The sequence below is a fragment of the Streptomyces sp. AC602_WCS936 genome, assembly GCF_019049125.1.
Taxonomy (GTDB): Bacteria; Actinomycetota; Actinomycetes; order Streptomycetales; family Streptomycetaceae; genus Streptomyces.
This window is the reverse complement of the sequence record NZ_JAGMUF010000007.1, coordinates 1-25,024: the sequence shown is the minus strand read 5'-3', so window position 1 is coordinate 25,024 and position 25,024 is coordinate 1. Positions and strand designations below refer to the sequence as shown.

25 protein-coding genes are annotated in these 25,024 nt (G+C 73.2%); 14 read left to right on the top strand and 11 right to left on the bottom strand.

Translation table 11 applies throughout. The features are described 5' to 3' along the window. Positions 1 to 162: 162 nt before the first annotated feature. Genes KUM03_RS02610 through KUM03_RS02585 form a run of 6 tightly spaced genes read right to left on the bottom strand, consistent with a single transcriptional unit; the run spans position 163 to position 3,994 of the window. Complete coding sequence (locus KUM03_RS02610) at positions 163 to 1,248, bottom strand: methyltransferase domain-containing protein (RefSeq protein ID WP_217245363.1); 1,086 nt, start codon at positions 1,246 to 1,248, stop codon at positions 163 to 165. Beyond that, positions 1,245 to 2,225, bottom strand: coding sequence for an MvdC/MvdD family ATP grasp protein (locus KUM03_RS02605; protein ID WP_254398741.1), 981 nt, complete (start codon positions 2,223 to 2,225; stop codon positions 1,245 to 1,247). Before KUM03_RS02605 ends, KUM03_RS02610 begins: the two co-directional genes overlap by 4 nt. After that, positions 2,222 to 2,443, bottom strand: coding sequence for a hypothetical protein (locus KUM03_RS02600; protein WP_217245362.1), 222 nt, complete (start codon positions 2,441 to 2,443; stop codon positions 2,222 to 2,224). Before KUM03_RS02600 ends, KUM03_RS02605 begins: the two co-directional genes overlap by 4 nt. After that, a complete protein-coding gene (locus KUM03_RS02595) occupies positions 2,440 to 3,252 on the bottom strand; it encodes a hypothetical protein (protein ID WP_308406236.1) in 813 nt (270 codons plus the stop codon). Before KUM03_RS02595 ends, KUM03_RS02600 begins: the two co-directional genes overlap by 4 nt. Continuing rightward, positions 3,249 to 3,515, bottom strand: coding sequence for a DUF6415 family natural product biosynthesis protein (locus KUM03_RS02590; RefSeq protein WP_217245361.1), 267 nt, complete (start codon positions 3,513 to 3,515; stop codon positions 3,249 to 3,251). Before KUM03_RS02590 ends, KUM03_RS02595 begins: the two co-directional genes overlap by 4 nt. Next, entirely contained in the window at positions 3,512 to 3,994 is a 483-nt protein-coding gene (locus tag KUM03_RS02585; RefSeq protein ID WP_254398739.1) for an ATP-binding protein, read from the bottom strand. The genes KUM03_RS02590 and KUM03_RS02585 overlap by 4 nt, the downstream gene beginning before the upstream one ends. A gap of 294 nt (positions 3,995 to 4,288) precedes the next feature. Here KUM03_RS02585 and KUM03_RS02580 point away from each other — a divergent pair, with 294 nt between their 5' ends. Next, positions 4,289 to 5,614, top strand: coding sequence for a DNA-binding protein (locus KUM03_RS02580; protein ID WP_254398738.1), 1,326 nt, complete (start codon positions 4,289 to 4,291; stop codon positions 5,612 to 5,614). A 1-nt stretch (position 5,615) separates the two neighbouring features. Here KUM03_RS02580 and KUM03_RS02575 read toward each other — a convergent pair whose 3' ends face one another. Beyond that, positions 5,616 to 6,632 carry an NAD-dependent epimerase/dehydratase family protein gene (locus KUM03_RS02575; RefSeq protein WP_217245360.1) on the bottom strand — a complete coding sequence of 339 codons (1,017 nt, stop codon included), beginning with the start codon at positions 6,630 to 6,632 and terminating at the stop codon, positions 5,616 to 5,618. A gap of 55 nt (positions 6,633 to 6,687) precedes the next feature. Next, positions 6,688 to 7,125, bottom strand: coding sequence for a hypothetical protein (locus KUM03_RS02570; RefSeq protein ID WP_217245359.1), 438 nt, complete (start codon positions 7,123 to 7,125; stop codon positions 6,688 to 6,690). 685 nt (positions 7,126 to 7,810) lie between these two features. On the opposite strand from KUM03_RS02570, the gene KUM03_RS02565 reads away from it, so the two are divergent. From KUM03_RS02565 to KUM03_RS02520, 10 genes are all read left to right on the top strand, one after another. Then, positions 7,811 to 8,818: a thiamine pyrophosphate-dependent dehydrogenase E1 component subunit alpha gene (locus tag KUM03_RS02565; protein WP_308406235.1), complete on the top strand. Its 1,008-nt coding sequence runs from the start codon at positions 7,811 to 7,813 to the stop codon at positions 8,816 to 8,818. 14 nt (positions 8,819 to 8,832) lie between these two features. After that, positions 8,833 to 9,870, top strand: coding sequence for an alpha-ketoacid dehydrogenase subunit beta (locus tag KUM03_RS02560; RefSeq protein ID WP_217245358.1), 1,038 nt, complete (start codon positions 8,833 to 8,835; stop codon positions 9,868 to 9,870). A gap of 64 nt (positions 9,871 to 9,934) precedes the next feature. After that, complete coding sequence (locus KUM03_RS02555) at positions 9,935 to 10,948, top strand: ATP-binding cassette domain-containing protein (RefSeq protein WP_217245357.1); 1,014 nt, start codon at positions 9,935 to 9,937, stop codon at positions 10,946 to 10,948. Further along, positions 10,945 to 11,772, top strand: a complete 828-nt coding sequence (locus tag KUM03_RS02550) for an ABC transporter permease (protein WP_217245356.1) — start codon at positions 10,945 to 10,947, stop codon at positions 11,770 to 11,772. The genes KUM03_RS02555 and KUM03_RS02550 overlap by 4 nt, the downstream gene beginning before the upstream one ends. A gap of 41 nt (positions 11,773 to 11,813) precedes the next feature. Further along, positions 11,814 to 12,866, top strand: coding sequence for an alpha/beta fold hydrolase (locus tag KUM03_RS02545; protein WP_217245355.1), 1,053 nt, complete (start codon positions 11,814 to 11,816; stop codon positions 12,864 to 12,866). A gap of 211 nt (positions 12,867 to 13,077) precedes the next feature. After that, positions 13,078 to 14,535, top strand: coding sequence for an AMP-binding protein (locus tag KUM03_RS02540; protein ID WP_217245354.1), 1,458 nt, complete (start codon positions 13,078 to 13,080; stop codon positions 14,533 to 14,535). Between the two features lie 88 nt (positions 14,536 to 14,623). Then, complete coding sequence (gene trpA / locus KUM03_RS02535; RefSeq protein ID WP_217245353.1) at positions 14,624 to 15,541, top strand: tryptophan synthase subunit alpha; 918 nt, start codon at positions 14,624 to 14,626, stop codon at positions 15,539 to 15,541. A 1-nt stretch (position 15,542) separates the two neighbouring features. Beyond that, complete coding sequence (locus tag KUM03_RS02530; protein WP_217245352.1) at positions 15,543 to 16,679, top strand: acyl-CoA dehydrogenase family protein; 1,137 nt, start codon at positions 15,543 to 15,545, stop codon at positions 16,677 to 16,679. A 79-nt stretch (positions 16,680 to 16,758) separates the two neighbouring features. Further along, positions 16,759 to 17,442, top strand: a complete 684-nt coding sequence (locus KUM03_RS02525) for a transglutaminase family protein (RefSeq protein ID WP_217245351.1) — start codon at positions 16,759 to 16,761, stop codon at positions 17,440 to 17,442. Next, the gene (locus KUM03_RS02520; protein WP_308406234.1) at positions 17,439 to 18,140 is read left to right on the top strand and encodes an N-(5'-phosphoribosyl)anthranilate isomerase; all 702 of its coding nucleotides are present in this window, start codon (positions 17,439 to 17,441) and stop codon (positions 18,138 to 18,140) included. Before KUM03_RS02525 ends, KUM03_RS02520 begins: the two co-directional genes overlap by 4 nt. On the opposite strand, the gene KUM03_RS02515 is transcribed toward KUM03_RS02520, so the two are convergent. The 3 genes from KUM03_RS02515 to KUM03_RS02505 all read right to left on the bottom strand — a co-directional run bounded on the left by KUM03_RS02515 (position 18,109) and on the right by KUM03_RS02505 (position 21,428). Further along, on the bottom strand, positions 18,109 to 19,341 hold the full coding sequence (locus KUM03_RS02515) for an MFS transporter (protein ID WP_217245350.1): 1,233 nt from the start codon (positions 19,339 to 19,341) through the stop codon (positions 18,109 to 18,111). The two genes, KUM03_RS02520 and KUM03_RS02515, sit on opposite strands and share 32 nt — an antisense overlap. Before the next feature lie 228 nt (positions 19,342 to 19,569). Next, the gene (locus KUM03_RS38990) at positions 19,570 to 20,718 is read right to left on the bottom strand and encodes a cytochrome P450 (RefSeq protein ID WP_217245349.1); all 1,149 of its coding nucleotides are present in this window, start codon (positions 20,716 to 20,718) and stop codon (positions 19,570 to 19,572) included. Between the two features lie 149 nt (positions 20,719 to 20,867). Continuing rightward, a complete protein-coding gene (locus KUM03_RS02505) occupies positions 20,868 to 21,428 on the bottom strand; it encodes a PadR family transcriptional regulator (RefSeq protein ID WP_217245348.1) in 561 nt (186 codons plus the stop codon). Positions 21,429 to 21,573: 145 nt separating this feature from the next. On the opposite strand from KUM03_RS02505, the gene KUM03_RS02500 reads away from it, so the two are divergent. From KUM03_RS02500 to KUM03_RS02495, 3 genes are read left to right on the top strand one after another with little or no spacing between them, the layout of a single operon-like run. Continuing rightward, the gene (locus KUM03_RS02500) at positions 21,574 to 22,914 is read left to right on the top strand and encodes an aldehyde dehydrogenase family protein (RefSeq protein WP_217245347.1); all 1,341 of its coding nucleotides are present in this window, start codon (positions 21,574 to 21,576) and stop codon (positions 22,912 to 22,914) included. 59 nt (positions 22,915 to 22,973) lie between these two features. Beyond that, positions 22,974 to 23,462: a DUF4188 domain-containing protein gene (locus KUM03_RS38095; protein WP_254398737.1), complete on the top strand. Its 489-nt coding sequence runs from the start codon at positions 22,974 to 22,976 to the stop codon at positions 23,460 to 23,462. A 14-nt stretch (positions 23,463 to 23,476) separates the two neighbouring features. After that, complete coding sequence (locus tag KUM03_RS02495) at positions 23,477 to 25,018, top strand: MFS transporter (RefSeq protein WP_308406233.1); 1,542 nt, start codon at positions 23,477 to 23,479, stop codon at positions 25,016 to 25,018. Positions 25,019 to 25,024 lie beyond the last annotated feature (6 nt).

Sequence of the window (25,024 nt, the reverse complement as noted above, 5' to 3'; positions counted from 1 at the left end):
AGGCCACGACGACGGAGCCCCGGTCGAGCCCCCGAACCAGCCAGGTCGTCCATCGGGGACGCAGCGCTCCGCGCGTGGCTCAACCCGTCGTTGCACGCAGAGGGCCCCGTCCTCTGCCACGAGGAAAGGCAGGCGAGCGGGGCCCGGCCCTGGGAGGTGCGGTCACGGTGAGGCGGGGAGATCCCAGCTTGCCCCGCCCACGTCTCCGTACGACACGGTCTGCTTGGTAGGTGTGATGGTCACCCGGAACTCTTCGCGGGCTGGTGCACCTTCGAAGACCCTCGCCAGGTGTTCGACCGTGTCCCACAGGCGCTGAGGTCCGCACTGTCGTACGGCACCAGACGCGTGCGCCGTGGCGGTCGAACCGTCGGGAGTCCACACTCCCACCGCTTCCAGGTTGCCCTCGTCGTCCTTCCACGAGCACGAGTTGTAGCCGGGCAGGGCAATCGACGCGGGGAACTTGAGTCGCCCAAGCAGGTCTGCCGGCGGCACACTGCTGTCGGTCGGGGGCTGCTGGGCAGCCTCGTCGAACTGCGGTGGTGCTCCGCTGCTGCGCCGGGCCATGAAGAACGCGGGGGTGTCGAGGAACCGGCCGACCGCGTGCCCCGGGCCGGTGACAGTGACGCGGACGATGCCGTATCCGAGCGGGACGACGATGACCGCGCCAGGAACAGCCTGCTGCAGGAGCTGCTGGGGGATCGTGTGGAGACCCACTGTGGCGATGACGCGGTCGTACGGCGCGCGGCTGGGCCAGCCCTGTGCACCGTCGCCGACGACGACGGTCGGTCGCAGGCCCACCACCTCGAGGTGCCGGACGGCGGCTTTGACCAGCTCGTAGTCGATGTCGATGCTGGTCACGTCCGAGGCGCCGAGGCGGTGGGCGAGCAAGGCGGCGTTGTATCCGGTGCCGGCGCCCAGCTCGAGCACTCGGTGCCCGTCCTCGGCGTCCAGGGCGTCGAGCATGCGCAGCATGACGGATGGCTGGCTTGATGAGCTGGTGGGGACGCCGTGGTCGTCGAGTTGTGTCGTCAGCGCTTCGTCGCTGTAGACCGCCTCCAGGTAGCCGGGTTCCCCCCACGTGACGGGCTGCCAGGCTCCCTCAGCGTTCTGCTGGTAGAAGCAAGGGACGAACACATGCCGGGGGATGGCGGAGAAGGCGTCGATCCAATCGTTCCAGTGCCCATCTGCCAGATCGGCGGCCATCTGCTGGCGAGCGGCGGCGGAGGCGCCATTGTCAGGCCAGGTCATGGGGTGTCTCCCATCAGGTACTGCGCGTGTGCCGCGGCGATCGGCAGGCCGGTACGGTTCTCGACCCAGCCCCATGTGCCGCAGGGGTTGTTCTCGAAGAACACCCACTGTCCCGCGGGAGTCGCGGCGAAGTCGAAGGAGCCGAAGGCGATGCCGTAGTAGGCGAGGAACCGGCGGACTGCGGTGGCGACGTCGTCGGGGACGTCCACGGTGTCGTACTCGATGTGGTCGTAGTCGGTGCGCCAGTCGGTGCCGGCGGCCTCGCTCGTGGTGATGAGTTTGCCGCCGAAGACCTGCCCGCCGACGGCGACCAGGCGCACCTCGTACTCCTTCGGGACGTCTTCCTGGAAGTAGTGCGCGGTGGTGCGAATGCTGTCGTCGAAGTCCGCCGGGTCCACGCGGTGCGTGGCGACCATCAGTCGCTTCTCGTCGCCGAAGTCGAGGCGGCCGCCGAGGACGGGTTTGCAGATCAGGGGTCCGGCCACGTCCTTCGCGAAGCTGCGGGCCGCGTCCGGGTCGTTCGTGATGATGCTCCGTGGCACGGTCAGGCCGCACCGGGTGGCGGCAACGAGCTGCTGTGGTTTGTGGGCGGCGACACGGTCGGCGTGCGGGTTGTTCAGCCACGGCACACCGGGCAGGGCGGCCAGGAGGTTGAGAATCGCGGCGTCGGCCTGGTTCTGCGCCCAGGTGGCGTAAGGCTCGGGGACGGAGTCGGCGATCAGGGGACGTGCGGGCCGCCTCCAGTAGACGGCCCGCACCTCCTCGAGCCGCGCCGTCCGGCGCCCGTCGTCGACGAGTCCCGTCCAGCCCGGTTCCTGCGGCAGGTGCGCGCCGGTCAGGGTGAGGTGCTGGGGGAACTCTGCGACGTCGAACCGCATCACGGGAACGTCGCGTTGGTTGAGCTGATCGACGACCATGTCGGCCGACGCGTCGAGCTGTTCAGCGACGACGAGCACAGGGCGGGCGGCGTTGCTCATGACGCCGGCGCGAAGTACGGGTCGGCGACGTCGTCGCCCTGGCCGTCCTGGTTGGTGTCGGTCGTCGAAGCGGCCTGCTCCATCGTGTGCCAGGGCTCGCCGTCACCGGCCAGGTTGATCTGCCGGTCCTTGTCCCAGTGGACACCGGCGATGGAGGTGGTGACCAGGCAGGGCGGCGCCGCGGCGCGTGCGGCGAACGGGATGGTCGCTGTGCTCATCGATTCTTCCCCTCGTTCAACGGTTGATGTGCTCTTGCTGACCTGTCGGTGGCATGGGCTGTGGCAGCGACCAGGCCACCGACAGGGGTCTGGGTGGTGTGCTCGGCCAGCTCCCGCAGCAGCTCCTCCATGCCGAGGACGCGGAAGCAGCGGATACGGCGGATGAGCTGGGTGGCGAGCATCGTGGCGAGGTTCGGATGGCCGAAGGGCAGCGCGTGGTCGGGCTGCGCGACGACGTGCACCTCGCCCTGCGAGTTGAGGCCGTAGATGGTGCCGTGCACGCCGTACAGAGGCGCGCTACGGGCCAGGAAGACCACGGGGTCCTTCTCCAGGTGCGGGCAGAGCGCAGCAGCGGCGCGGGCGTGCTTGACGCACACCGGCGGCTGGTTGGTCTGGATCTCGGTCTGTTCGGGGTCCTCGTCCCTCGGGCCGGCGAGGAAGACGAAGCCGAGCGGGGTGCGGGCCGGGCGGGCACAGACCTGACAGCGCATGGCCTGCATCGTGAGCATCTGCCGGTACGGGTGCATGAGCTTCCACTGCGGCTCACCGGTCGGCATCTGTTGCTCGTCCAGGGGGTTGAAGCTGCACCGGCCCCACAGCACGCCCTTCATGGGCCGGTCCCGCTGGGGGTCCTCGTCTCGGTAGTACAGCCTTGGCCCGGAGGGGTGCACGCGGATGATGAGGTTGTCCGGCGCGGGCTCTTCCCCCTTCCGCTGGGTGATGAAGGGGGCCAGGGCGGGGGCGGTGAGGGAGCGCACGGAGCGGTTCTTCTCTCTCGGCGGACTGTACGGGAGCGGGGGAACGATCACGCCGCCTCCTTGACGCATCGGAGGGCCGCCAGGCGCTCGAGGAGTTCGTTGACGCACCAGGCCATCCGGCGGAGATGTCCCACGGCCCTCATGTGGTCGCCCGGCAGCTCCTGGGCGCGCACGTCTCGGGCCTGCCAGATCAGGCGGAGCGCTTCCGGGTCGCTCTGGCCGGCTTCCTGGGCGACAGCGATGTCGACGAGCCCCATCAGGTGGCCGCGGAGGCGTTGGGCGTGGTCGACCGAAACAGCGGTTAAGGCGGTCACGGCTGTCGCTCCTTGGGGACCGGAAGACTGCACCAGGTCTCTGCGCCGGCGTCTTCGGTCCCCCAGTCACCGCCGCTGCCCTTCGTGAGGGCGTCGACGAGCAGCAGGCCCCGGCCCGACTCGGCCGTGTCCTGGGGGTACTGCGCAGTGCACGCGCCGGGCATGCCGTCTCGGACCCGGACGCTGAGGGTCCCGTCCTCCACGGTGATACTCAGGCTGATCTCCGTGGTGCCGCTGTGCTGGAGGGCGTTGGTCAGCAGCTCCGAGACAATCAGCATCACGTCGTCCGTCATGGCCTCGAGGCCGCAGTAGCGGAGCCGTGCGGCTGCGATCCGGCGCATGATCCCGACCCGGCATGCGTCCTCGCGGAGGGGCGGTAATCCGCCCTGCGCGGGGGAGACCTTGAAGCGCTCGCTCATCACATTCCCGCCGCGGCGGCATGTGACCGCGCGAGGCGTCCGTACGGCTGTCGTCGTCATCACGTCCTCTTGGGGGTCGGTCCGCAGGCGTCATAGGAGTCACGCCCCTGTGTGCGTTTGGACACTCTCAGTGAGGGTGTTGATCAGCGTGGTCCCGCATGGGGTGTCATCGCCATGTCGGGGGACTGCCGTCTCGGCGCCATCGGCATGGCGCACTGTCACCTGACTGCTGGCCAACTGCCATCTGCCCGAGATGTGTTGCACTGGACTCAAGCGGCGGTATCCCCTTCGTGCAAAGGGATCGATCCGTAGGTGGGCCGCCAACAGGCCAAGGCGCGATATCTGGGGGGCGAAGTGACGGAACAACCCGAGACGCTGCTCAAGGTCCTCTGCGACCGACGCAACTTGGGCGCTCCCGACTTCGTGGCGCTGTTCGACAGAACCGCCGACGAGGTCGTCGGGAAGGGCACCAACAACCCGACCTGCAGCGAGCGGACGGTGTTCCGCTGGAGAGCAGGAAAGACCCGTCCCGAGTCACTCTCCGCGGACACCCGGCGCGTGTTACAGGCCATGTTCGCCTGTGACGTCGCGGCCCTGTTCGCCCCTCCTCCCGCCGAGGATTCCCAGTCACCCGCGTTCAACCTGGAGCACGAGATCAACATGACCGCACGCGACGCACAGGACGACGCCAGCGCAACAGCGGCGGCGTCCGTCTCCGACACCAGCCTCGACCAGCTCACCGATGACGTGGCGTCCCTCGCGCGCGCTTACGCTTCGCTCCCTCCGATGGAGGTGTTCCGCCGCGGCCGCGCACTCCAGGAGGAGCTGCAGAGCCAGCGCGACCGCACGCAGGTCCCCACCCAGCAGCAGCGCCTCCTCGAGCTGACCGGCCAGGCCATGGCCTTGCTCGCCGCGGCGGCCTTCGACCTCGGTTCCTTCGACAACGCCCGCCGCCTGGCCCGCGCGGCGGACCTCTACGGCGAGAGCGCCCGCTTCAAGCCCCTGCGGGCGTACGCGGACGGCATCCTCGCGTACATCGCGTACTTCACCGGGATGCCGGGCGAGGCCGTCAGCAAGGCACGACGCGCTCAGACCTACGGCGGTCTCGGCGACGTTGCCCGGCGCCGGCTCCTGGCCATCGAGGCGCGGGCGCACGGCTACCTCGGTGACACGGACTCCGCGCGGCAGGCCCTCCAGCTCTCCCTGGCGGCCGAGAGCGGCGCCCGTGACGACCTTCACGACGGCGTGGGCGGAGAGTTCGGGTTCACGCCGGAGCGACTGGCCATGTCCAGCAGCTCTACCGCGCTCCTCATCCACGACGGGGAGCAGGCGGAGCAGTCCGCGCGCCAGGCTCTGGACCTCGTCGGCCAGCGGCCGCAGGCCAGCCGTTCGGCTCACGTACTCGGCGGGGCGGCGGCCGATCTCGCCATGGCCCGGCTCCTCGCGAACGACGTCGAGGGAGCCGCCGACGCCCTGACTCCCCTGTGGGACATCCCGGGGGACCAGCGGGCGACCGGTGTCCTCGTGCGTACGGGACAGATCCAGCAGTTCCTCGCGCAGCCGGTCTACCGGTCCTCGACGCTGCCGCGCGAGCTGCGCGACCGCGTCGAGGACTTCACCCGCAGCGCGAGCACGCACCAGCTCAGCACCCGTTCCGCGCTGCTCCAGTTGGAAGCCTGACTCAGGTCAGGGAGGCGAGAATCTTCGCTTCCTTCTCCGGAGCGATACCGTGTTCCGCCCACCTCGGGTGGTCCACGGGGCGGCCGTCGGCATCCAGCCAGGCCCAGGTGTCGCGAATCGAATCGGCGATCGGCCGGCAGCGCAGACCCGCGGCCACGGCCCGGTTGGAGTCCACCGCCCACACGCCCCCGTGCGTCCGCCACAGCGGCAGTTCTGTCCACTGGGCAACGCCGTGGTCGGTCAGGACGTTCGGCTCCACCCACTCCGGCTTTCCGGCTCCACGGGTCACCGCCAGGCACTCGCTGATGAAGTCGCCGAAGGTGATTCCCTCGGGGTGGGTGACGTTGTACCCGCCGCTGGTTTCGGCGGCGGCCTGATCGAGCGCGAACGCGGCGACGTCGCGCACATCGACCGGCTGGATGCGCTGACCGGCCGGTGCAGGCGCCAGAATCCGCCCGCCGCGCTTGGCCCGGGTCAGCCACCAGGGCAACCGCCCCACGTACTCTCCCGGGCCCAGGATCACCCCGGGCCGGAGGATCACCGCGGCGTCGCCGAAGGCTTCGGTGACCGCCCGCTCGCCGCCGGCCTTCTGGAACCCGTACACGGTCGGGCTCCCGTCCTCACCGGTGTACCCGTACGACTCGTCCGCGTCGGCGGGGCAGTCCAGCAACGCCGAGGCGTCCGTTAGCGCCTGGTGCGGCCATCCCTCGTAGACGGACACGGTGGAGATGTGCACCCAGCGCCGGGCCGCCTCACGCAGCGCGGAAGCGGCGAGCAGTACGTCGCGGGGCGGGAAGTCGGAACTGGAGGTGTCCACCACGGCGTCCCAGGGACCGTGTTTGGCGAGCCGGTGAAGGTCGCTCCGGTCGGTACGGTCACCGTGCACGGGCTCCACGCCTTCGACATCGCGGCCGGACTGTCCCCGGTTGAAGGTGGTCACGGACCACCCTCTAGCCAAGGCCCCCTCTGCGATGCACCGCCCCAAGAACCAGGTACCGCCGATGACGAGAATTCTCATGGCCTAGATCCTGCCGCCCTCGTTCCCTGCGCGGAAGGCGCCCAGAGCCCGCCTGCTACGAAATCGGGTGCTGGTCCAGCCAGTCAGACAGCTTGTGGGCGGAGCCGAAAACGTCGTCCCGGTTGGTCATCTCCAGGAGCGTTGCGGCGCCAGCCGGGGCGCCCAGGTCCTCACCGACCGCGATGCCCGTCTCCATGGTGTCGATCAGGGCGTACGCCTCGGTCCAGAAGTCGGCGCCCACGGACTTCTCCGCGTTCATCGCCTCCCGCAGGTCCCGCGTCGGCGTCATGAGCGCCATCATCTGGTCCCAGCACGTGCCGGGCTCCTGTTCGAGGCATCCGCCGTCGGTGTCGAGCGCGGTCACCGCGTCCTGGAACGTGGTGGTCGCCGCCTCCACGGTCACCGTCTTCGCCTTCGCGGCCGCGGTGGCAGACGGCTTCCCGCTGTCCTCGTCGTCCGAGCTGCTGCAGCCGCTCGCGGCCGCCACGGTCACGGCCAGGACCAGCGCGCCGGCCGTCTTCCCTCAGGTGTGTCTCCCCATGACGGTTGATCATCCCACGGCGCCCCGCCCCGGCCACGCCAAGGGCCCCGGCCGACGGCCAGGGTCCTCCTCCGAAGTAGGCGCACGTTACGGCTTCTTGGCCTCCTTGCGGCCGCTGACCAGGGCACGCAGGCCCGCGGCGATGAGCGTTGGGGGTGCTGGGCGGTGGTGAGGACGTAGACGACGGCCCGGTCGCGCTTGCCGTCCTCCTCGACCCACCCCGCGGCGACCCACTGGGCCAGCCACGGCCCGATGGACGTGTGGTGGTTGCAGATGCCGCGCTTGACCGCCTCGGGCTTCGTCAGGCCCTCGGGCCCGGCCTCGGCCCGCGGTCGCCCCACGGCCGGCCCGCAGTAGACGCGTCACGCCACACCACACCACATCGCCACCGCACACCCGCCATCACCCGGCACACGCACTCGCTCCAGACCCCTGCGCGCCGACGGCACCGGCCCGGTCAGCCCGACTGCGGGCGGCGCCGGCCGGTCCGCCGACCGCCGACGGGCACCGGCCCAATCAGCCCCCGGGGGGCCGTTCCGGCCCGGCTCCAGTCGGGCTCCACCCGCCCCCGCGACCATCGGCCCCACAAGCCCCCTGCCGTTGACCGGCTGCCGAGCTGCGGAGGTGACCGAAGGCCGTGCCGACCCCCAACACACCGGAGGAAGCGGTGACGGACCCGGCTGTACTGCTCCGGGACATGGTGCGCATCCGCTGCGTCGAGGAGGAACTCGCCGACCTGTACCGCGACGAGCAGGAGATGCGCACACCCGTGCACTTCTCCATCGGCCAGGAGGCCGCCGCCGTCGGAGTGTGCGCCGCGCTGCGCGAGGACGACCTCGTCTACACCGGGCACCGCAGCCACGCCGCCTACCTCGCCAAGGGCGGCGACCTGGCCGGAATGGTCGCCGAGCTGTACGGCAAGGAGACCGGCTGCGCCCGCGGACGCGGCGGCTCCGTGCACCTGACCGACCGGGCCGCGGGCTTCGCCGGCTCCGCCGCGATCCTCGGCGAGATGATCTCGGTGGCCACCGGCGCCGCCTGGGCGCTCGACCGGCAGGGCTCGCGGCGGGTCGTCGTGACGTTCTTCGGCGACGGCGCCGCGGAGGAGGGCGTCTTCCACGAGTCGCTGAACTTCGCCGCCGTGCACCGCGCCCCGGTCGTCTACGTCTGCGAGAACAACGCCTACTCGATCTCCTCGCCGATCACCGCCCGCCAGCCCGCGGGCGGCTCCGTCACCGAACGCGCCCGCGCCTTCGGCATCGCCGCCGAACGCGTCGACGGCAACGACGTCACCGAGGTCCACGCCGCCGCCCACCGGGCCGTCGCCGCCTGCCGCGCCGGGCAGGGGCCGTACTTCCTGGAACTGGACACCTACCGCTGGCGCGAGCACGTCGGCCCCGGCCACGACACCGGCATCGACCGCCCCCGCGAGGAGGTCGAGAGCTGGCTGGAGCGCTGCCCGGTGCGCCGTGCCGCACAAGCCCTGCGCCCCGGCACGCCCGACGTGGCGGAACGGCTCGCCGCCTGGGACGAGGAGTTCCGCGACGAGACCCGCCTCGCGGTCGCCGCCGCCAAGGCGGCCCCCTTCCCCGCCGTCGACCGCCTCACCGACGGCGCCTACGGCAGCCCCGTCCACGCGAGCTGACAGGAGAACATCCGATGGGACGGACGCTCACGTACTGGCAGGCGATCGCCGAGGCCACCGTGCAGTGCATGGAGGCGGACCCCTCCGTCGTCGTCGCCGGACAGAACGTCGACGACGCCAAGGGCTCCTACGGCACCACCCGCGCGGCCTACGAGCGTTTCGGCGCCGCCCGGGTCATCGACACCCCCAACAGCGAGAACGCCGTCGCCGGCATCTGCATCGGCGCCGCCGACCAGGGACTGCGGCCGCTGGTGGTGCACACCCGCGCCGACTTCATGTTCCTGACCATGGACGCGATGATCAACCTCGCCTCCAAGTGGCGCTACATGTACGGCGACCAGGGCGGCGTACCCGTCGTCATGCGCGGCGTCGTCGGCCGCGGCTGGGGGCAGGGCGCCACCCACTCGCAGAGCCTGCACTCCGTCTTCGGCCACTTCCCCGGCCTGTACGTGGCCGCCCCCGCCTCACCCGCCGACGCCAAGGGCCTGCTGACCTCCGCCCTGCGCGCCGACACTCCCGTGGTGCTGATGGAGAACCGGTCGCTGTACGCCACCGAGGGCGAGGTCCCCGAAGAGCCGTACGCGGTGCCGTTCGGCAAGGGCCGCATCGCCCGCCCCGGCACCGACGTGACGGTCGTGGCCGCCTCCCTCATGGTCCACGAGGCCGAGCGCGCCGCCGACCTGCTGGCCGGTCAGGGCGTCAGCGTGGAGGTCGTCGACGTGCGCAGCGTCCGCCCGCTCGACGAGGACGTCATCTGCTCCTCGGCCGCCCGCACCGGCCGGGTCGTGATCGCCGACACCAGCTGGGCCCGCTACGGCTTCTCCGCCGAGGTCGCCGCCGTCATCGCCGAGCGCGTTCCCGAGGTGCTGCGCGCCCCGGTGCGCCGGGTCACGCCGCCGGACTGCCCGGCGCCGGTGTCCTGGCCGCTGGAGGAGGCGTTCCACCCCAGCGCGCAGAAGATCGCCGACGCCTGTCTGGACCTGGTCGGCGGCGACCGGACCGCCGTACCCGCACTGGCCGGTGTGGACGCCGGGTTCATCGGACCCTACTGAGCCGGACCGCCGACGGCCGGTTTCCCGCGACGAAGCCGGTTTCCCCGCGACGAAAGGAAGACACGTGGAATCGAGCAAGCCGGCCGTGGTCGCCGAAGGGCTCCGCAAGAGCTATGGGAAGGCCACCGTCCTCGACGGACTCGACCTCGTCGTGCCCGAGGGCTCGGTGTGCGGCCTGCTCGGCCCCAACGGCGCCGGCAAGACCACCACCGTCGGCATCCTGTCCACCCTGCTGTCCGCCGACGCCGGCCGGGCCGAGGTCGCCGGCTTCGACGTCGCCCGCCAGTCCGCCCAGGTCCGCTTCCGCATCGGGCTCGTCGGCCAGCACGCCGCCGTCGACGAGGTCCTCAGCGGCCGGCAGAACCTGGTCATGTTCGGCAGGCTCTACCACCTCTCCCCGGCCGCCGCCCGGCGCCGCGCGGACGAGCTGCTGGAGCGGTTCCGGCTCACCGACACCGGCACCAAGCCGGTCAAGTCGTACTCCGGAGGCATGCGCCGCCGCCTGGACCTGGCGGCCAGCATGGTGCTCGCGCCGCCGGTGCTCTTCCTCGACGAGCCGACCACCGGCCTGGACCCGCGCAGCCGCAACGAGGTCTGGGACGCCGTCCGCGCCCTCGTCGACGGCGGCACCACCGTGCTGCTCACCACGCAGTACCTGGAGGAGGCCGACCAGCTGGCCGACAGCATCTCCGTCATCGACTCCGGCCGGGTCATCGCCGAGGGCACCCCGGACGAGCTCAAGGGCCGCATCGGCGGCGACCGCGTGGACGTGGTGGTGCGCCGGGCCGCCGACCTGCGGGCCGCCGGCGGCGTCCTCGCCCCGGTCGCCACCGGCGAGGTCGCCACCGACGAGGACACCCGGCAGATCTCCGTGCCGGTGCGCGACCGGGCCGCCGCCCTCACCGACGTGGTCCGCGTCCTGGACACCGCCGGTATCGCCGCCGAGGACATCGCGCTGCGCCGGCCCACCCTCGACGAGGTCTTCCTGCACCTGACCGGTTCCGCCACGGGCGCCTCGGCGGAACAGACCGACCAGAACACCAGCGACGAGAAGAAGACGGAGGGCGTAGCGGCATGAGCGTCGCGATCCCCGACCTGCCCCGCGGCCCCCTCGGGCGCCTGCGCTGGGCGCTGGCCGACGGCTGGACCGTCACCCTGCGCGGCCTGACGCACTGGACCCGCGAACCCGGCACCGTGATCAGCGGGCTGCTGTTCCCCGTGCTGATGGTGCTGATGTTCGGTTACTTCTTCGGCGGCGCCATGCAGGTGCCCGGAGGCGGCAACTACCGCGAGTTCCTCATCCCCGGCATGTTCGTGATGACCATGGTGTTCGGCATGGGCGAGACCGTCACCGCCGTCTCCGCCGACAAGAACCGCGGCGTCACCTCCCGCTTCCGCGCCATGCCGATGGCGCCCTCCGCCGTGCTGGTCGGCCGGTGCGTCACCGACATGCTCAACTCGGTCCTCGCCCTCGCCGTGCTCTTCGCCGTCGGCCTCGCCGTCGGCTGGGAGGCCCACGGCAGCGCGGCCGAGACCGTGTTCGCCGTCGGACTGCTCCTGCTGCTGCGGTTCGCGCTCACCTGGATGGGCATCTACTTCGGCCTGCTGATGAAGGGACCCGAGGGCATCACCATGGTGCAGACCCTGGAGTTCCCCGTCGGCTTCCTCACCAGCGCCTTCGTCGCGCCGTCCACGATGCCGGGCTGGCTGGGTGCCATCGCCGAGTGGAACCCGCTGTCCTCGACCGTCGCCGCGACCCGGGAACTGTTCGGCAACCCCGGCTGGGGCGGCGACTCCTGGATCGCGCAGCACGCCACCCTCATGGCCGTGGTGTGGCCGGCCGTCATCTTCGCGGTCTTCTTCCCGCTGTCCGTACGCCGGTTCCGCAACCTGACCGGCTGATCCCCACCCCCACCCACCCCCCACCTGCGGAGACGAACACCATGCCTCTGCGCCTTCGTACCAGGCTGACCGCCGTTGCCGGTGTGGCCGCGATCGCCGCGACCGCGTTCACCACGACCCCCACGGCGGTGGCCGAAGGCCCCCGTGCCACCACCGCCATCCGCTGCGCGCCCTTCTCCGACAAGGTCCCCCTCACTCCGGGCGCCCGAGCCGACCAGCGCATCGCCGGCACCCTGTGCGCGCCACGCGGCCGGCGCGCCACCACCGCCCAGCTCCTGCTGCACGGCGGCACCTACGACCACACGTACTGGACGATCCGCGGGAACGCCCGCGGCCCCTCCTACATGGAGGCCGCCGCCCGCGCCGGACACACGGCCCTGGCCGTCGACCGGCTGGGCACCGGCCGCAGCTCCGCCCCGCACAGCTCCCGTTTCAGCGGGAAGACCCACGAGGCGGTCGTGCTGCACCTGGCACGGCTGCTGCGCGAACGCGGCCACCGCAAGGTGGTCCTGGTCGGCAACTCGTTCGGCGCGACCGTCGCCCGGATGGTCGCCGTCCACCATCCGGGCGCCGTCGACGGGCTGATCCTGACCGGCGAGGGAGCCCCGCCCGACGACGCCGACTTCGCGGCGATGGGCCCGTTGTACGGGCCCGCCTCCCGGCAGCCGCTGCTGGCCCGGCGCGAACTGGACGACGGCTACCTGGCGCTCGCGCCGGGCGGGAAGGCGGCCTGGTTCTACGACCACGCCACGGCCGACCCGCGGGTCGTGCTCCACGACGAGCTGAACCCGGAACCCGACGTGTACCCTGCCGACCCCGACTTCGGGGACATCTCCCTCAACCGGCGCATCACCGTCCCCGTGCTGATCGTCGTCGGCCAGAACGACCGGCTCATCTGCGGCGGCTCCGGCAGCGACTGCTCCACCTCCGCCGCACTGCGCGCCTCCGCCGCCCCGCTGTACGGGCCGAAGGCCCGGCTGGAGGCCATCGTGGTGCCCCGCACCGGCCATGTGCTCAACCTGCACCGCACCACCGGCTACTGGTACGGCCGCGCCCAGGACTGGGTCGACCGCCAGGTGACCCACGGCAGCTGACGCGGCCCCCTCGGACCACCCCTCCCAGGTGCCGTGGACACATCCCCCCTGTGTCCACGGCACCGCTGCCGTTCCGGTCCCGGCCGGCCGCCTGCACCGCGGCTCGAACGCCGCTCCAGGGCCCGGCCCGAGCATCGAGGCGGACGACGCGCCCGGAACCGAGCGAAGACGAGGCGATGACCCGGCTATGACGACGGCAGGGGAGCAGCGCATGAACGCCACGCTGGTGGACGGCTTCCTGGCACAGGCCCGGCGCCGGCCGGACGCCGTGGCACTGACCGGAGACTGCGAGGAGGTCACCTACGGGACACTGCTGGCCCGGGCCACCGCCCAGCGCGGTCGCGTCGCGGGCCCCGGCCTCGCGCCCGGCGAACCGGTCGGTGTCCTCGCCGTCAAGTCGCCCGCCACCATCGCCCTGGTGCTCGCCTGCCTGCTGGAGCGCCGGCCGGTGCTGCTGCCCTCGCCCACCCTCGGCCAGGACGTCCGCGCCCGGCTCACCGAGGCGGCCGGCGCCAGCCGGCTCCTGACCGCGCGGGACGACGACCGCGCCACCGCCGAACCGTACGGGCCCGCGCCGGCCCGGCCGGACACCACCGCCTTCGTCCTGACGACCTCCGGCTCCACCGGCGTGCCCAAGGCGGTTCCGCTGCCCGCGGCGGCCGTCGACCGCTTCACCGCCTGGGCGGGCGACGCCTTCGGTATCGCCGAGGACACCCCGGTCCTCAACCACGCGCCGCTCAACTTCGACCTGTGCCTGCTGGACGTGTGGACCACGCTCGCCCGCGGCGGCCGGGTCGTGCTCGCCGACCCCGGCCGCGCCACCCGCGGCACCCACCTGTTCGGCCTGCTCCAGCGGCACCGGGTCGAGGTCGTCCAGGCGGTGCCCATGTTCTTCCGGCTGCTCGCCGACGCCGCCCCGGGGCGCGCGCTGCCCGCGGTGCGGCACGCCCTCACCACCGGCGACGCCCTGCCCGCACCCCTCCTGGCCGAGCTGCCCCCGCTGCTGCCCGCGGCCCGCCTGCACAACGTCTACGGCTGCACCGAGACCAACGACAGCTTCGTGCACGAGGTCGTCCCGGCCCGGGACACCGGCCCGGGCCCGCTGCCGATCGGCCGGCCGCTGCCCGGCGTGCACGCCCTGGTCGTCGCCGAGGACGGCACGGTCGTCGACGGCGAGGGACGCGGCGAGCTGTACGTCTCCACCCCGTTCCAGAGCGAGGGCTACCTCGGCGCGCCCGCCGGTCCCGCCTTCGCCCCCCACCCGCGGGGCCTGCCCGGCCGCCGCTACTTCCGCAGCGGCGACCTCGTGCACCGGGCGGCCGACGGCACCTTCACCCTTCGGGGCCGCACCGACTTCCAGGTCAAGGTGCGCGGCGTACGCGTCAACCCGCAGGAGGTCGAGGCGGTCCTGCTCGCCCACCCCCTGGTGCGCGAGGCGGCCGTGCTGGCCCTGCCCGACCCGGTGGCCGGGAAGCTGCTGCACGCCGTGGTGCGCGGCGACCGGGGCGCCGACGGCCTCGACAGCCTGACGCTGCGCGGCCACCTGGCGCGCGGACTGCCCCGCGCCGCGATCCCCTCCACGGTGCGCGTCACCGCGGACCCCCTGCCCAGGACCAGCACCGGCAAGGTCGACCGCGAGCGGGTCGCCCAGGCGCTCCTGCCCGCCTGACGGCCGGCCACGGAGCCCGGCACCGACCTGGTCCCGACGACGCGTCAGCCGCACCCCAGCCGCACACCGCCCGCCAGGAGGAGCCGACATGCCCCACGCCGAGTCCCGAGGGCGCCGCGCCGCCGCCGCGCCCCCGACGCAGGGATTCTTCCCCCGGCGCGGCGACGGACAGCCCGGCCTCGCCGTCTTCCTCAACGCCGGCGACCCGCCCCTGGACCGCCTGCCCGACCTCGCCGCCATGCTCGACGACAGCGGTGTGGAGTGCCTCGAACTCGCCGTGCCCTTCCCCGACTCCGTCACCGACGGTCCCGTCGTGCGCCGCTCGGCCCGCCGTGCCCTGGACGCCGGCACCACCGCCACCGCCGTCCTCGACGCGGTCGCGGCCCTGCGCCCCTCCCTGCGCCGGCTGCGCATCGCCCTGCTCGCCGACTTCGGCCACACCGTCAAGGGCCCCGGACTCACCGCCTTCACCGCCCGCGCCGCCGACGCCGGATGCGACGGGCTGCTGCTGCACGGACTGCCGCCCCGACTGCGCGAGCCCTACCTCGACGCCGCGGCGCGGGCCGCGCTGCCGGTCGTGGCCACCTGCTACGCCGTCTCCCGGCCCGAAGCCGTGGCCCGCGCCGCCGCCGACGCCTCCGCCTACGTCTACCTGGTCGCGCACTACGGCCGCAGCGGCACCGCCGCACCGCCCGACGAGACCGCGCTGTCCCGGACGATCGGCGCGCTGCGCCCCGCCGCGCGCGTGCCCGTCGCCGTCGGCTTCGGCGTACGCACGGCCGCCGACGTCGAACGGCTGGCGCGGCTCGGCGCCGACGCCGCCGTGATCGGCAGCGCCGCCGTCGCCCGGATCGAGCAGGCACTGGAGGCGGGCGACGACCCCGTGACCCGGCTCGCCGCGTTCACCGGCGCCCTGCGCCCCGACCCCCGTACCCCGACGGAAGGAGCACCCCCCGTGACCGCCCCCATCCCCGAGCCGGCACCCGCCGGGACCGGGACGGCGTGACATGCGCTTCAGCGACGACGACGAGGCACTGCGCCAGGGTCTGCGGCCGTGGCTCGACAAGCTGAGCGACGGCCATGTCGAGCGGGACGCCGAGGCCGACTTCTCCCGGGACACCTGGGAGCTGGTCCGGCGCACCGGCATCCTCGGCCTGCCCTTCGAGGAACGCTACGGCGGCCTCGGCCGGTCCCTGTCCACCACGATGTACGTGCTGGAGGGACTGGGGGAGGGCTGCCGCGACGCGGGACTGAGCTTCTCGGTGTGCACCAGCATGGTCAGTACCGGCGTGCCGCTGCAGCGGTTCGGCTCCGCCGCGCTCAAGGAGCGCCACCTGCCCGGCATCTGCTCCGGGGAGCTGATCGGCGCCCATGCCATCAGCGAACCCGACAGCGGCTCCGACGCCCTGGCGATGCGCACCCGTGCCGAACGCGACGGCGACACCTTCGTCCTCACCGGAGGCAAGGCGTTCGTCAGCAACGGCCCGATCGCCGACGTGTTCGTGGTGTACGCCAGGACCGATCCGCGCGGCGGCCCGCTCGGCATCACCGCCTTCCTCGTCGACCGGGACACCCCCGGCCTCGACGTCGGGCGCCCGGTGAGCAAGATGGGCCTGCGGACCTCGCCGCTGGGCGAGCTGTTCCTCGACGGCTGCCGGATTCCCGCCGACCGGGTCCTCGGCCGCGTCGGTGGCGGCTTCCTGGTCCTGGACCACGTGATGAAGTGGGAGATCCTGTGCTCCTTCGCCGTCACCGCCGGCGAGATGAGCCACCGCCTGGCACGCTGCGTCGAACACGCCCGCACCCGCACCCAGTTCGGCCAGGCCATCGGCTCCTTCCAGGCCGTCTCCCACCGCATCGTCGACATGCGGATCGGCGTGGAGACCGCCCGCCGCTGGCTGTTCGGCACCGCCGAGAAGCTCGTGGCCGGGGAGAACGTCACCGAGGACGTCGCGATCACCAAACTCGTCACCAGCGAGGCCAACGTCGCCTCCGCCCTCGCCGCCGTCCAGATCTTCGGCGGCAACGGCTACATGGCCGAGTACGGCATCGAGAAGGAGCTGCGCAACTCGGTGGCCGGGACCATCTACTCGGGCAGCTCCGAGATCCAGCGCAACCGCATCGCCACCATGCTCGGCCTGTGACCCGGGGAAGACCCCGAGGCCCCAGGAACCCGAAGGCCACCAAGAACCCGAAGGCCGCCAAGGACCCGAAGGACAGCCCATGACCGACGCCGCCCTGCGCGCCACCGCCTTCCTCGACCACACCTCCCCCGAGGTGACCGCGTTCGTCCGCACGGCCCTCGCCCGGGCCGCCCCGGACGCGACCGCCACGGAGCGGGCCGTGGCGCTCTACTACGCCGTGCGCGACGGCATCCGTTACGAGGTCTACGGCGCCGACCTCAGCCGCGAGGGCCTGCGGGCGAGCAGTGTCCTGCGCTCCGGCTCCGGGATGTGCCTGCACAAGTCCGTCGTCTACGCGGCCGCGCTGCGCTCCGTCGGCGTCCCCGCCCGGCTGGTCCTCACCGACGTACGCAACCACCTGGCCTCCCCGCGCCTGATCCGCCTGCTCGGCGGCGACGTCTTCCACCAGCACTGCCTGACGACGGTGTTCCTGGACGGCCGCTGGGTGAAGGCAACCCCGGTGTTCAACCGGACGCTGTGCCGGCTGTACCGCATGGCGCCCCTCGACTTCGACGGGACGGCCGACAGCGTGCACCACCCCTACGACGCCGAGGGCCGCCGCCAGATGGAGTTCCTGCGCCACCACGGGGAGTTCGACGACCTGCCCTACGAGGCCGTCCTCGCCGACCTGCGCGCCGCACACCCCGGCCTCTTCCGGGGCGACGGCACCGGCTTCGCCGCCGGCAGTCTGGCCGACGAGGCGGGCGGCGGGAGCGCGGCGTGACGCTGGTGAAGTTCTGCGGCGCCGTCACCCGGCGCGAGGTCCGGGACCTGGCCGCCGCGGGCGCCGACCTCGTCGGCCTGTGGCACGCGGTCCCCGGCGGCCGGGCGGAGCTGCCGCTCGACCGGCTGGCCGACCTGGCCGCCACGGCCCGGGCGGGCGGGCTGACCCCGGTCCTGGTCACCCTCTCCGCGGACCGCGACGAGCTGACCGCCGCCCTCGGGGCCACCGGGATCCGCTGGGTCCAGCTGCACGGCTACCAGCCCCCGGCCCTGGTCCGCGCCCTCAAGCGGCACGCCCCGGAGGAGACGACCGTCGTCAAGGTGCTGCACCTGCGCGGGAGCCGGTGCCCGGAGTCCGGGCTGCTGCGCGCCTACGAGCGCACCGGCACCGACGTGTTCCTGCTGGACACCGCCACCTCGGACGGCGCCCTCGGCTCCACCGGCCGGCCCCTCGACGCGTCGGCGGCCGCGGCCCTCGCCGACCGTCTCACCCGGCCCTTCCTCCTGGCCGGTGGCCTGGACGCCGCGAACGCCCCGGCCTACGCGCACCTCACCACCCATCCCCGCTTCCTCGGCGTCGACGTCGACTCCGCCGCCCGCGGCCGCTCCGGCCGGCTGGAGGAGGACCGGGCCCGCGCCGTGCGCGAGGCCTGGGCCGCGGCGGTGGTCACGGGGTGCGGGCCCGCAGGAAGAGGGTGAGGACCACGGCCGTTCCCGCCACCCCGGCCGCGCCGATGACCAGGCTGGGGGCGAGGACGGTGCCGGCCGCGCCGGACAGCGCGATGGCGACGCCCTGCACGGTCATCATGCCGCTGGTCTGCACGGTGAACAGGCGCCCGCGGTAGGCCGGTTCGGTCGCCGACAGGATCAGCGGGTCGATCCCCTGGTTGCAGGCGAAGCCGGCCCCGGACAGGGCCAGCAGCGCCACCGCGACGGGCACGGGCGGCGCCAGGAAGAACGCGACCAGCGGGACCTGGGAGCAGAGCAGCAGCGGTACGACGAGCCGTCGCCGGCGCGTCGGCGCGAGCCGCGCCACCGCACTCTCGCCGAGCACCGTGCCGACGGCGTACCCGGTGAACAGGGCGCCCGCGGCGGTGGCGGGGGCACCGGCGTGGGTGGTGTAGGCGACGGCCAGGCCGTCGCCGACGGCGGAGAATCCGGGCACGGCCCACGTCAGCAGCACGAGCCGGCGGACTCGGCGGTCGGCGAACAGGCGCCGCAGGCCGTCGGCGGAGTCGGCGAGGACACCGGCGGGGGAGCGGCGGCCGTCCGGTGCGAGGGCCGGCGTGGCGGGTGTGCACAGGCGGATCAGGGCGGCGGACAGCAGCAGGCTCGCGGCGTCGGCGGCGAGCATCCAGTGCGGGCCGATCGCGGCGACCAGGACGCTGCCCAGGGCGAACCCGGCGACGACGGCGGTCTGGCTGATGGTCCGCAGCAGCGAGCGGCCCACCGGGAAGAGGTCCTCGTCGAGCAGTTGGGTCAGGCTCGCGGCGCGGGCGCCCTGCGTGACGGGGGCGACGAACCCGGTGGTCAGCAGGAGCAGCAGCAGCGCGGCGACGGGCAGGCCGGGGACGAGCATGGCCGCGACGCACGCGGCGGCGAGCAGGTCGCAGCCGACGAGGACCCGGCGGGGCGGGAAGCGGTCGGCGAGGGCGGACAGGGCGGTGCCGCCGACGGCGTGCGGCAGGAAGGCGCAGACCAGCACCAGCGACGACAGCAGCGGGGAGCCGGTGCGCTGGTAGACGAGGATCGACAGGGCCACCTCGGCGGCCAGTTTGCCGGCCATGGAGACGGCGTGGGCGGCGAACACGGCCCGCATGCCCGGGGCCCGCAGCACCGCCCCGTAGCCGGGTGCCGGGGTCGCGGAGGCCGGGGCCGGGCCGGCTTCGGTCCGTCCCACAGGTGTTCCTCCTCGCTCGTGTGTCGTCCTGTCGGAAGCGCCACTGGTCTGCCGGGCCCCGGGCGTCCCGGGGTCCGGCAGACCATGTGCTTGGCTCAGTCCCGCGTGTGGGGGACTCGTCCCGCGTCGCGGGGGATTCAGTGGGCGTGACGCATCGCTGTCACCTCCTGGCGGTCTCGGGGGCGGGGGGCTCGTTCCGGCGGGCCCCGACGGGGGCGGGGCGGCACGTCAGAACGAAACTCGGAGGGAGTACATCCCGTGCTCGGTCACATTGGGCCGCGGCACCGGCTCGGCCAGCAGCCGGGCCTCGGGGAAACGGCGGCCGACGGTGCCGAAGACGTGGCGGGCGACCTCCACGGCGACCTGGGCGCCGAGGCAGGCGTGCGGGCCACGGCCGAAGCCCAGATGACGGTTGGGCGTGCGGTCCCAGACGAGCCTCTCGGGCTCGTCGAAGACCGAGGCGTCCCGGTTGGCGGCGCCGAGGAAGCAGGAGACGACCTCGCCCCTGCGGATCCGCTGCCCGCCCAGCACGGTGTCGCGGACGCATGCCCGGCTCTCCACGTGTACGGGGCCGGAGTGGCGGACCAGTTCGTGGACGGCCTTGTCGGTGTCCACCACGACGCGTTCGCCCGGCGGGACGCGCAACAGGGTCAGCAAGCCGGTGACCAGGAACCGGCTGGCCGTCTGGAACCCCGCCTGCAGCACCACCCGCAGCGAGTTGAGCAGGACCTCGCGGTCGACGCCCGCGTCCGGCGCCTTGGCCAGGACGTGCGTGGTGAAACCGTCCGGCAGTGGTTCCTCGAGCCAGCGGCCCACCAGCCGCGACAGCTCGGCGCGGGCCGCGACCCCGGGTTCGTAGCACTCGGGCCGCAGGCTGGCGTCCATGCCGTCGACGATGGCGTTGGACAGCGGCACGAACCAGTCCCGGTCCGGCTGCTGAACGCCCAGCAGCGCGGTGACGGCCCGCAGGGCGACGGGCTCCGCGACCAGCCGTACGAAGTCGAAGCCGTCGTCCTCCTTCTCCGCCAGCGCCAGTTGCTCGTCGAGCACGGCGGTGACCGCCTCGGTCAGCCGGGCCGGGTCGGCGGCCTTGAAGCCGTCGAGCATCAGCTTGCGTATCCGGGTGTGCTCGGGCGGGTCCAGGGTCTGCAGGCTCAGCAGCGCGGGCGGGGTGTCCACGCCGACCCGCCGCCAGTCCTGGCAGAAGGTCTCGACGTCCCGCAGGGTGGTGAACGCCTCCTCGTATCCGGTGACCAGCCAGGCCTCGATGCCGGAGTCCCAGATGACCGGGCCCTGTTCCCGCCAGGCCCGGTAGAGGGGGTGCGGGTCGATCAGCGCACTCGGTTCGAGCAGACGCCAGATCCCGGTGTCCGTCACGTGCTCTCACGCTCCCTCGTGCGTCGTCGCCGCCGTTGCAGATACAGAGGGCGCGGGGGAGTCCTGGATACGTCCGGCGCCACGGAATTCTTCCCGGCGGGCGGAGACCCGGGCGCGCGGTCAGCCGGCGAGCGGGCCGATGCCCAGGGTCACCAGGAAGGTGACTGCTCCTCACTCGCCGCGGGGTCGCCGGACCCGTCGGCCTCCAGCTGGGCGGCGGCCCACTCGGCCCAGTCGGCGATGGCGGAGGAGATCCGCACGCCCAGCTCGGCGGCGTACACGCCGAAGCCGGTGCTCTGCGGGTCGCGCAGCATGTCGCGCTGGTGGGTGATCTCCTCGGTGCGCCGCTGGTAGTACTTGGCCTCCTCCCGCACCAGCCGGACCGCGTCCTCGCGGTCGAGGGTGGGCAGCAGGAAGGCCCGCAGCGCGTTCTCGTTGCGCACGGTGCGGTTCGGTTCCACGTGGGTGAGCCAGTGCCGCAGCGCGTCCCGGCCGGCCTCGGTGACGCTGTAGCGCTTCTGGCCGCGCGGTCCCTCGTCCTCGACGGTGACGAGTCCGGTCTCGGCCAAGCGCGCCAGCTCCGGATACACCTGGCTGTGCTGGGCCGACCAGACGTGACTCAGGGAGTCGGCGAACGTCCTGGTCAGCGCGTAGCCGTTGGTCGGGCCCTTGGTGACCAGCAGACCGAGAAGAGCCATCCGCAGGGACATGGCGCCTTCACCCCATCCATCGTTTTGAGCCATCCGGTGAGTGACACCCTTGACATGTAAATGTTGACACTGTTCTCTAGGTCATGTCAACCTTGACATGTCAGTACTGTCAGTACTGGCCGTCAGTGCTGAGGGGAGAGCGTCGATGACCACGAGTGCCGAGGTGCGGGCCGCCGCGGCCGAGGCCGCCGCCGCCCAGCCCGGCTGGGCCGCCCGCACCCCCGCGGAACGGGCCGCGGTACTGCGCCGGGCGCTCGGGCTGCTCGCCGAACCGCCGTCGGACCTGCTGGACCTCTTCGTCCGGGAGACCGGCGCGATCCGCGCCAAGGCCGAGATGGAACTGGGCGCGGCCATGGGCGAGCTGGCCACCGCGGCCGGCCTCGCCGAGCAGGCCGCGGCACCGGTCGCCCTGGACAGCGCCGTCGAGGGCCGTACCGCCCGCGCCGAGCGGGTGCCGCTGGGCGTCGTGGGCGTCATCACCCCCTGGAACATGCCGCTGATGCTGGCCCTGCGCTCGGTGGCCCCCGCCCTCGCGCTCGGCAACGCCGTGCTGCTCAAACCCGACCCCCACACCCCCGTGGTGGGCGGACGGTTCGTGGCCTGGCTGCTGCGGCGGGCCGGACTGCCGGCCGGCCTGCTGCACGTACTGCCCGGCGGCGCCGCGACCGGCACGGCCCTCGTCGAGGCGCCGGAAGTGGAGATGGTCTCCTTCACCGGCTCCACCGCGGCCGGCCGGGCCGTCGCCCGCCGCGCGGGCGAACTGCTGAAGAAGGTCTCGCTGGAACTGGGCGGCAACAACGCCTTCGTCGTCCTCGCCGACGCCGACGTCGACGCCGCGGCCTCCGCCGGCGCCTTCGGCTCCTTCGTCCACTCCGGCCAGCTGTGCATCGCCGTCGGCCGGCACCTGGTCCACCGCTCGGTCGCCGAGCGGTACACCGCCGTACTCGCCGAGAAGGCCGGGGCCCTCACCGTCGGCGATCCCGCCGACGCCGCCACCCGGATCGGGCCGCTGATCGACGAACGCCAACTGGCCAAGGTGCGCGCGATCGTCGCCGACACGGTCGCCGCCGGCGCCCGTCTGGTGTGCGGCGGAACGGCCGAGGGACTGCTGCACCGGCCCACGGTCCTGGACGGCGTCCGCCCCGGCATGCGGGCGTTCGACGAGGAGGTGTTCGGCCCCGTCGCCCCCGTCACCGTCTTCACCGACGACGACGAGGCCGTCGCCCTCGCCAACGCCACCGACCACGGCCTCGCGGCGGCGGTGTACGGCGGTGCGCCCGAGGCGGCCCGCGCGGTGGCCGGCCGGCTGCGCGCCGGGATGGTCCACGTGAACGACCAGACCGTGGTGTCCGAACCGCAGCTGCCGTTCGGCGGGGTCGGCTGCTCGGGCAACGGCGGCCGCTTCGGCGGGACGGCCGCCGTGGAGGCCTTCACCCAGTGGCGCCTGACCACCGAGAGCACCCCGCCGCGGCGCTACCCCTTCTGAGGGCCCGCCGCACCGCCCGCTCCCCCCACCGACCCCCACGACCTGAAGGAGCGTCCGACATGGGGCAGAAGGTCCACCCCGGCCGATACGCCGCCGAGCCGCCCGAGGGAACGGTCGTCTTCCTGATCGGGATGCGCGTCAACGCCTGGTGGAAGATCCACCGCTGGCTCCCCGCTTTCCGGGCCATGGTGCCCATGCTCAAGGAGGTCAACCAGCGCTCGGAGCACGGATTCCTCGGCTACCACGTCTGGTTCGGCCGCACCACCGTGGTCCTGCAGTACTGGCGCAGCCTCGACGACCTGATGGCCTACGCCCGCAACGCCCAGGCCGAACACGTCCCCGGCTGGCGGAACTTCAACCGCAGTGTCGGCAACAGCGGAGACGTCGGCGTCTGGCACGAGGCGTACGTGACCCGTCCCGACCAGATGCACATCATCTACCGGAACATGCCGCTGTTCGGCATGGCCAAGGCGACCGAGCACGTCCACCGGGGCGGCGACGGCCCGGTCGCGGCCTCCGGGCCGCGGCACGGCCGGGCCGCCGCCTGAGAGGAGGCAGTGACGTGACCACCACACCCAGCCCCCCGGTGGCCGCCGCGGGCGCACCGCCCGCGGCCGGCCCGCCGATCGCCCGGCCCCGGCTGCTGCTCCTCGCCAGCTGCCTCGGCCTGTTCATGTCCTTCATCGAGGTCACCGCGGCCATCTCGACACTGCGCGCCATGCAGGTCGACCTGGGCGTGGCGACCGCCGACCTCAGCTGGGTCTCCAGCACCTACACCCTGGTGGTGGCGGCCGGAGTCCTCTCCGGCGGTGCCTTCGGCGAACGCTACGGCAGGCGCCGCGTGTTCCTCCTGGGCGTCGTCGCGCTCGCCGCCGGTTCCCTGGTGGTGGCCGCGGGCGACGGCTACGCGCAGGTGCTCGTCGGCCGGGCGATCAGCGGCGTGGGCGGGGCGCTGGTCCTGCCCACCTCGCTGGCCCTGATCACCACGTCCTTCACCGACCCCCGCGAACGCGGACGGAAGATCTCGGTGTGGGTGTCGGTCTCCGGCTTCGGCCTGGCCCTCGGACCGCTCATCGGCGGGACCCTGCTGGACGCGTCCGGCTGGCACGCGGTCTACCTCGTCAACGCGGTCCTCGCCGTGGTGACCGTCGCCGTCACGCTGTACGCCGTGCCCGAGACCCGGGTGCCGGGCCGGCCGCTGGACTGGCCGGGGCAGTTCCTCGCGGTGGTCGGCCTGGGCTGCCTGGTGACCGGCACGGCCGTCGGCGGCCGGGTCGGCTACGGCGATCCGCGCATCGTCGCCACTCTGGTCGTCGCCGTGGCCGCGCTCGCCGCGCTCGCCGTCGTCGAGGCCCGGGTCCCCGTGCCGATGCTCAACGTGCGCATGATGCGCTCGGCGCCGTACACCGCCGCGCTGGTGGTGGCCGCCGCCGGACTGTTCGCGTTCGTCGGGGTGACCTTCCTCGAGGTGCAGTTCCTCCAGCGGGTGCAGGGCGCCGACGCCCTGGACACCGGCGTGCGGCTGCTCGCCGCGATGGCCGCGTTCGTGCTCTCCACCGCCCTGGCCTCCCGGCTCGCCGGCCGGGTCGGGGCCGCCCGGCTCCTGGTGGCGGGCTGTGCGCTGACCGGCGTCGCCGGCCTGGTGCTGCTGCTGCAACGGCCCGACAGCCCCTACGGCGTCACCGCGGCCGGCCTGGTGCTGGCCGGGCTCGGGTCCGGTCTGGTGGTCGCCCCCTCGACGACGGCCGCACTGTCCGTCGTACCACCGCAGGCCGCGCCCGCCGCGTCCTCCGCGGTGACCGCCTTCCGGCAGGTCGGCTCGGTGCTGGCCACCGCGGCGCTCGGCGCGGTGCTGTCCCTGCGCTTCCTGGACGCGCTGCCCGCCGAACTGGATGCCGCGGGAGTGCCGCCCCAGGTCGCGGACGTCGTCCTGGACCGGGCGGACAGCGGCCCCGGCGGCGCCGCGCCGGACGGGGTGCACGCCGCCCTGGGCCAGGCGTTCACCGACGGGGTGCACGCGGGGATGCTCGTCATCTCGGCCGTGTCCTTCGCGGCCGCGGTCCTGGCCGCCGTGTTCCTGCTGCGGCGTCCCACCCGCACCTGACGGCCG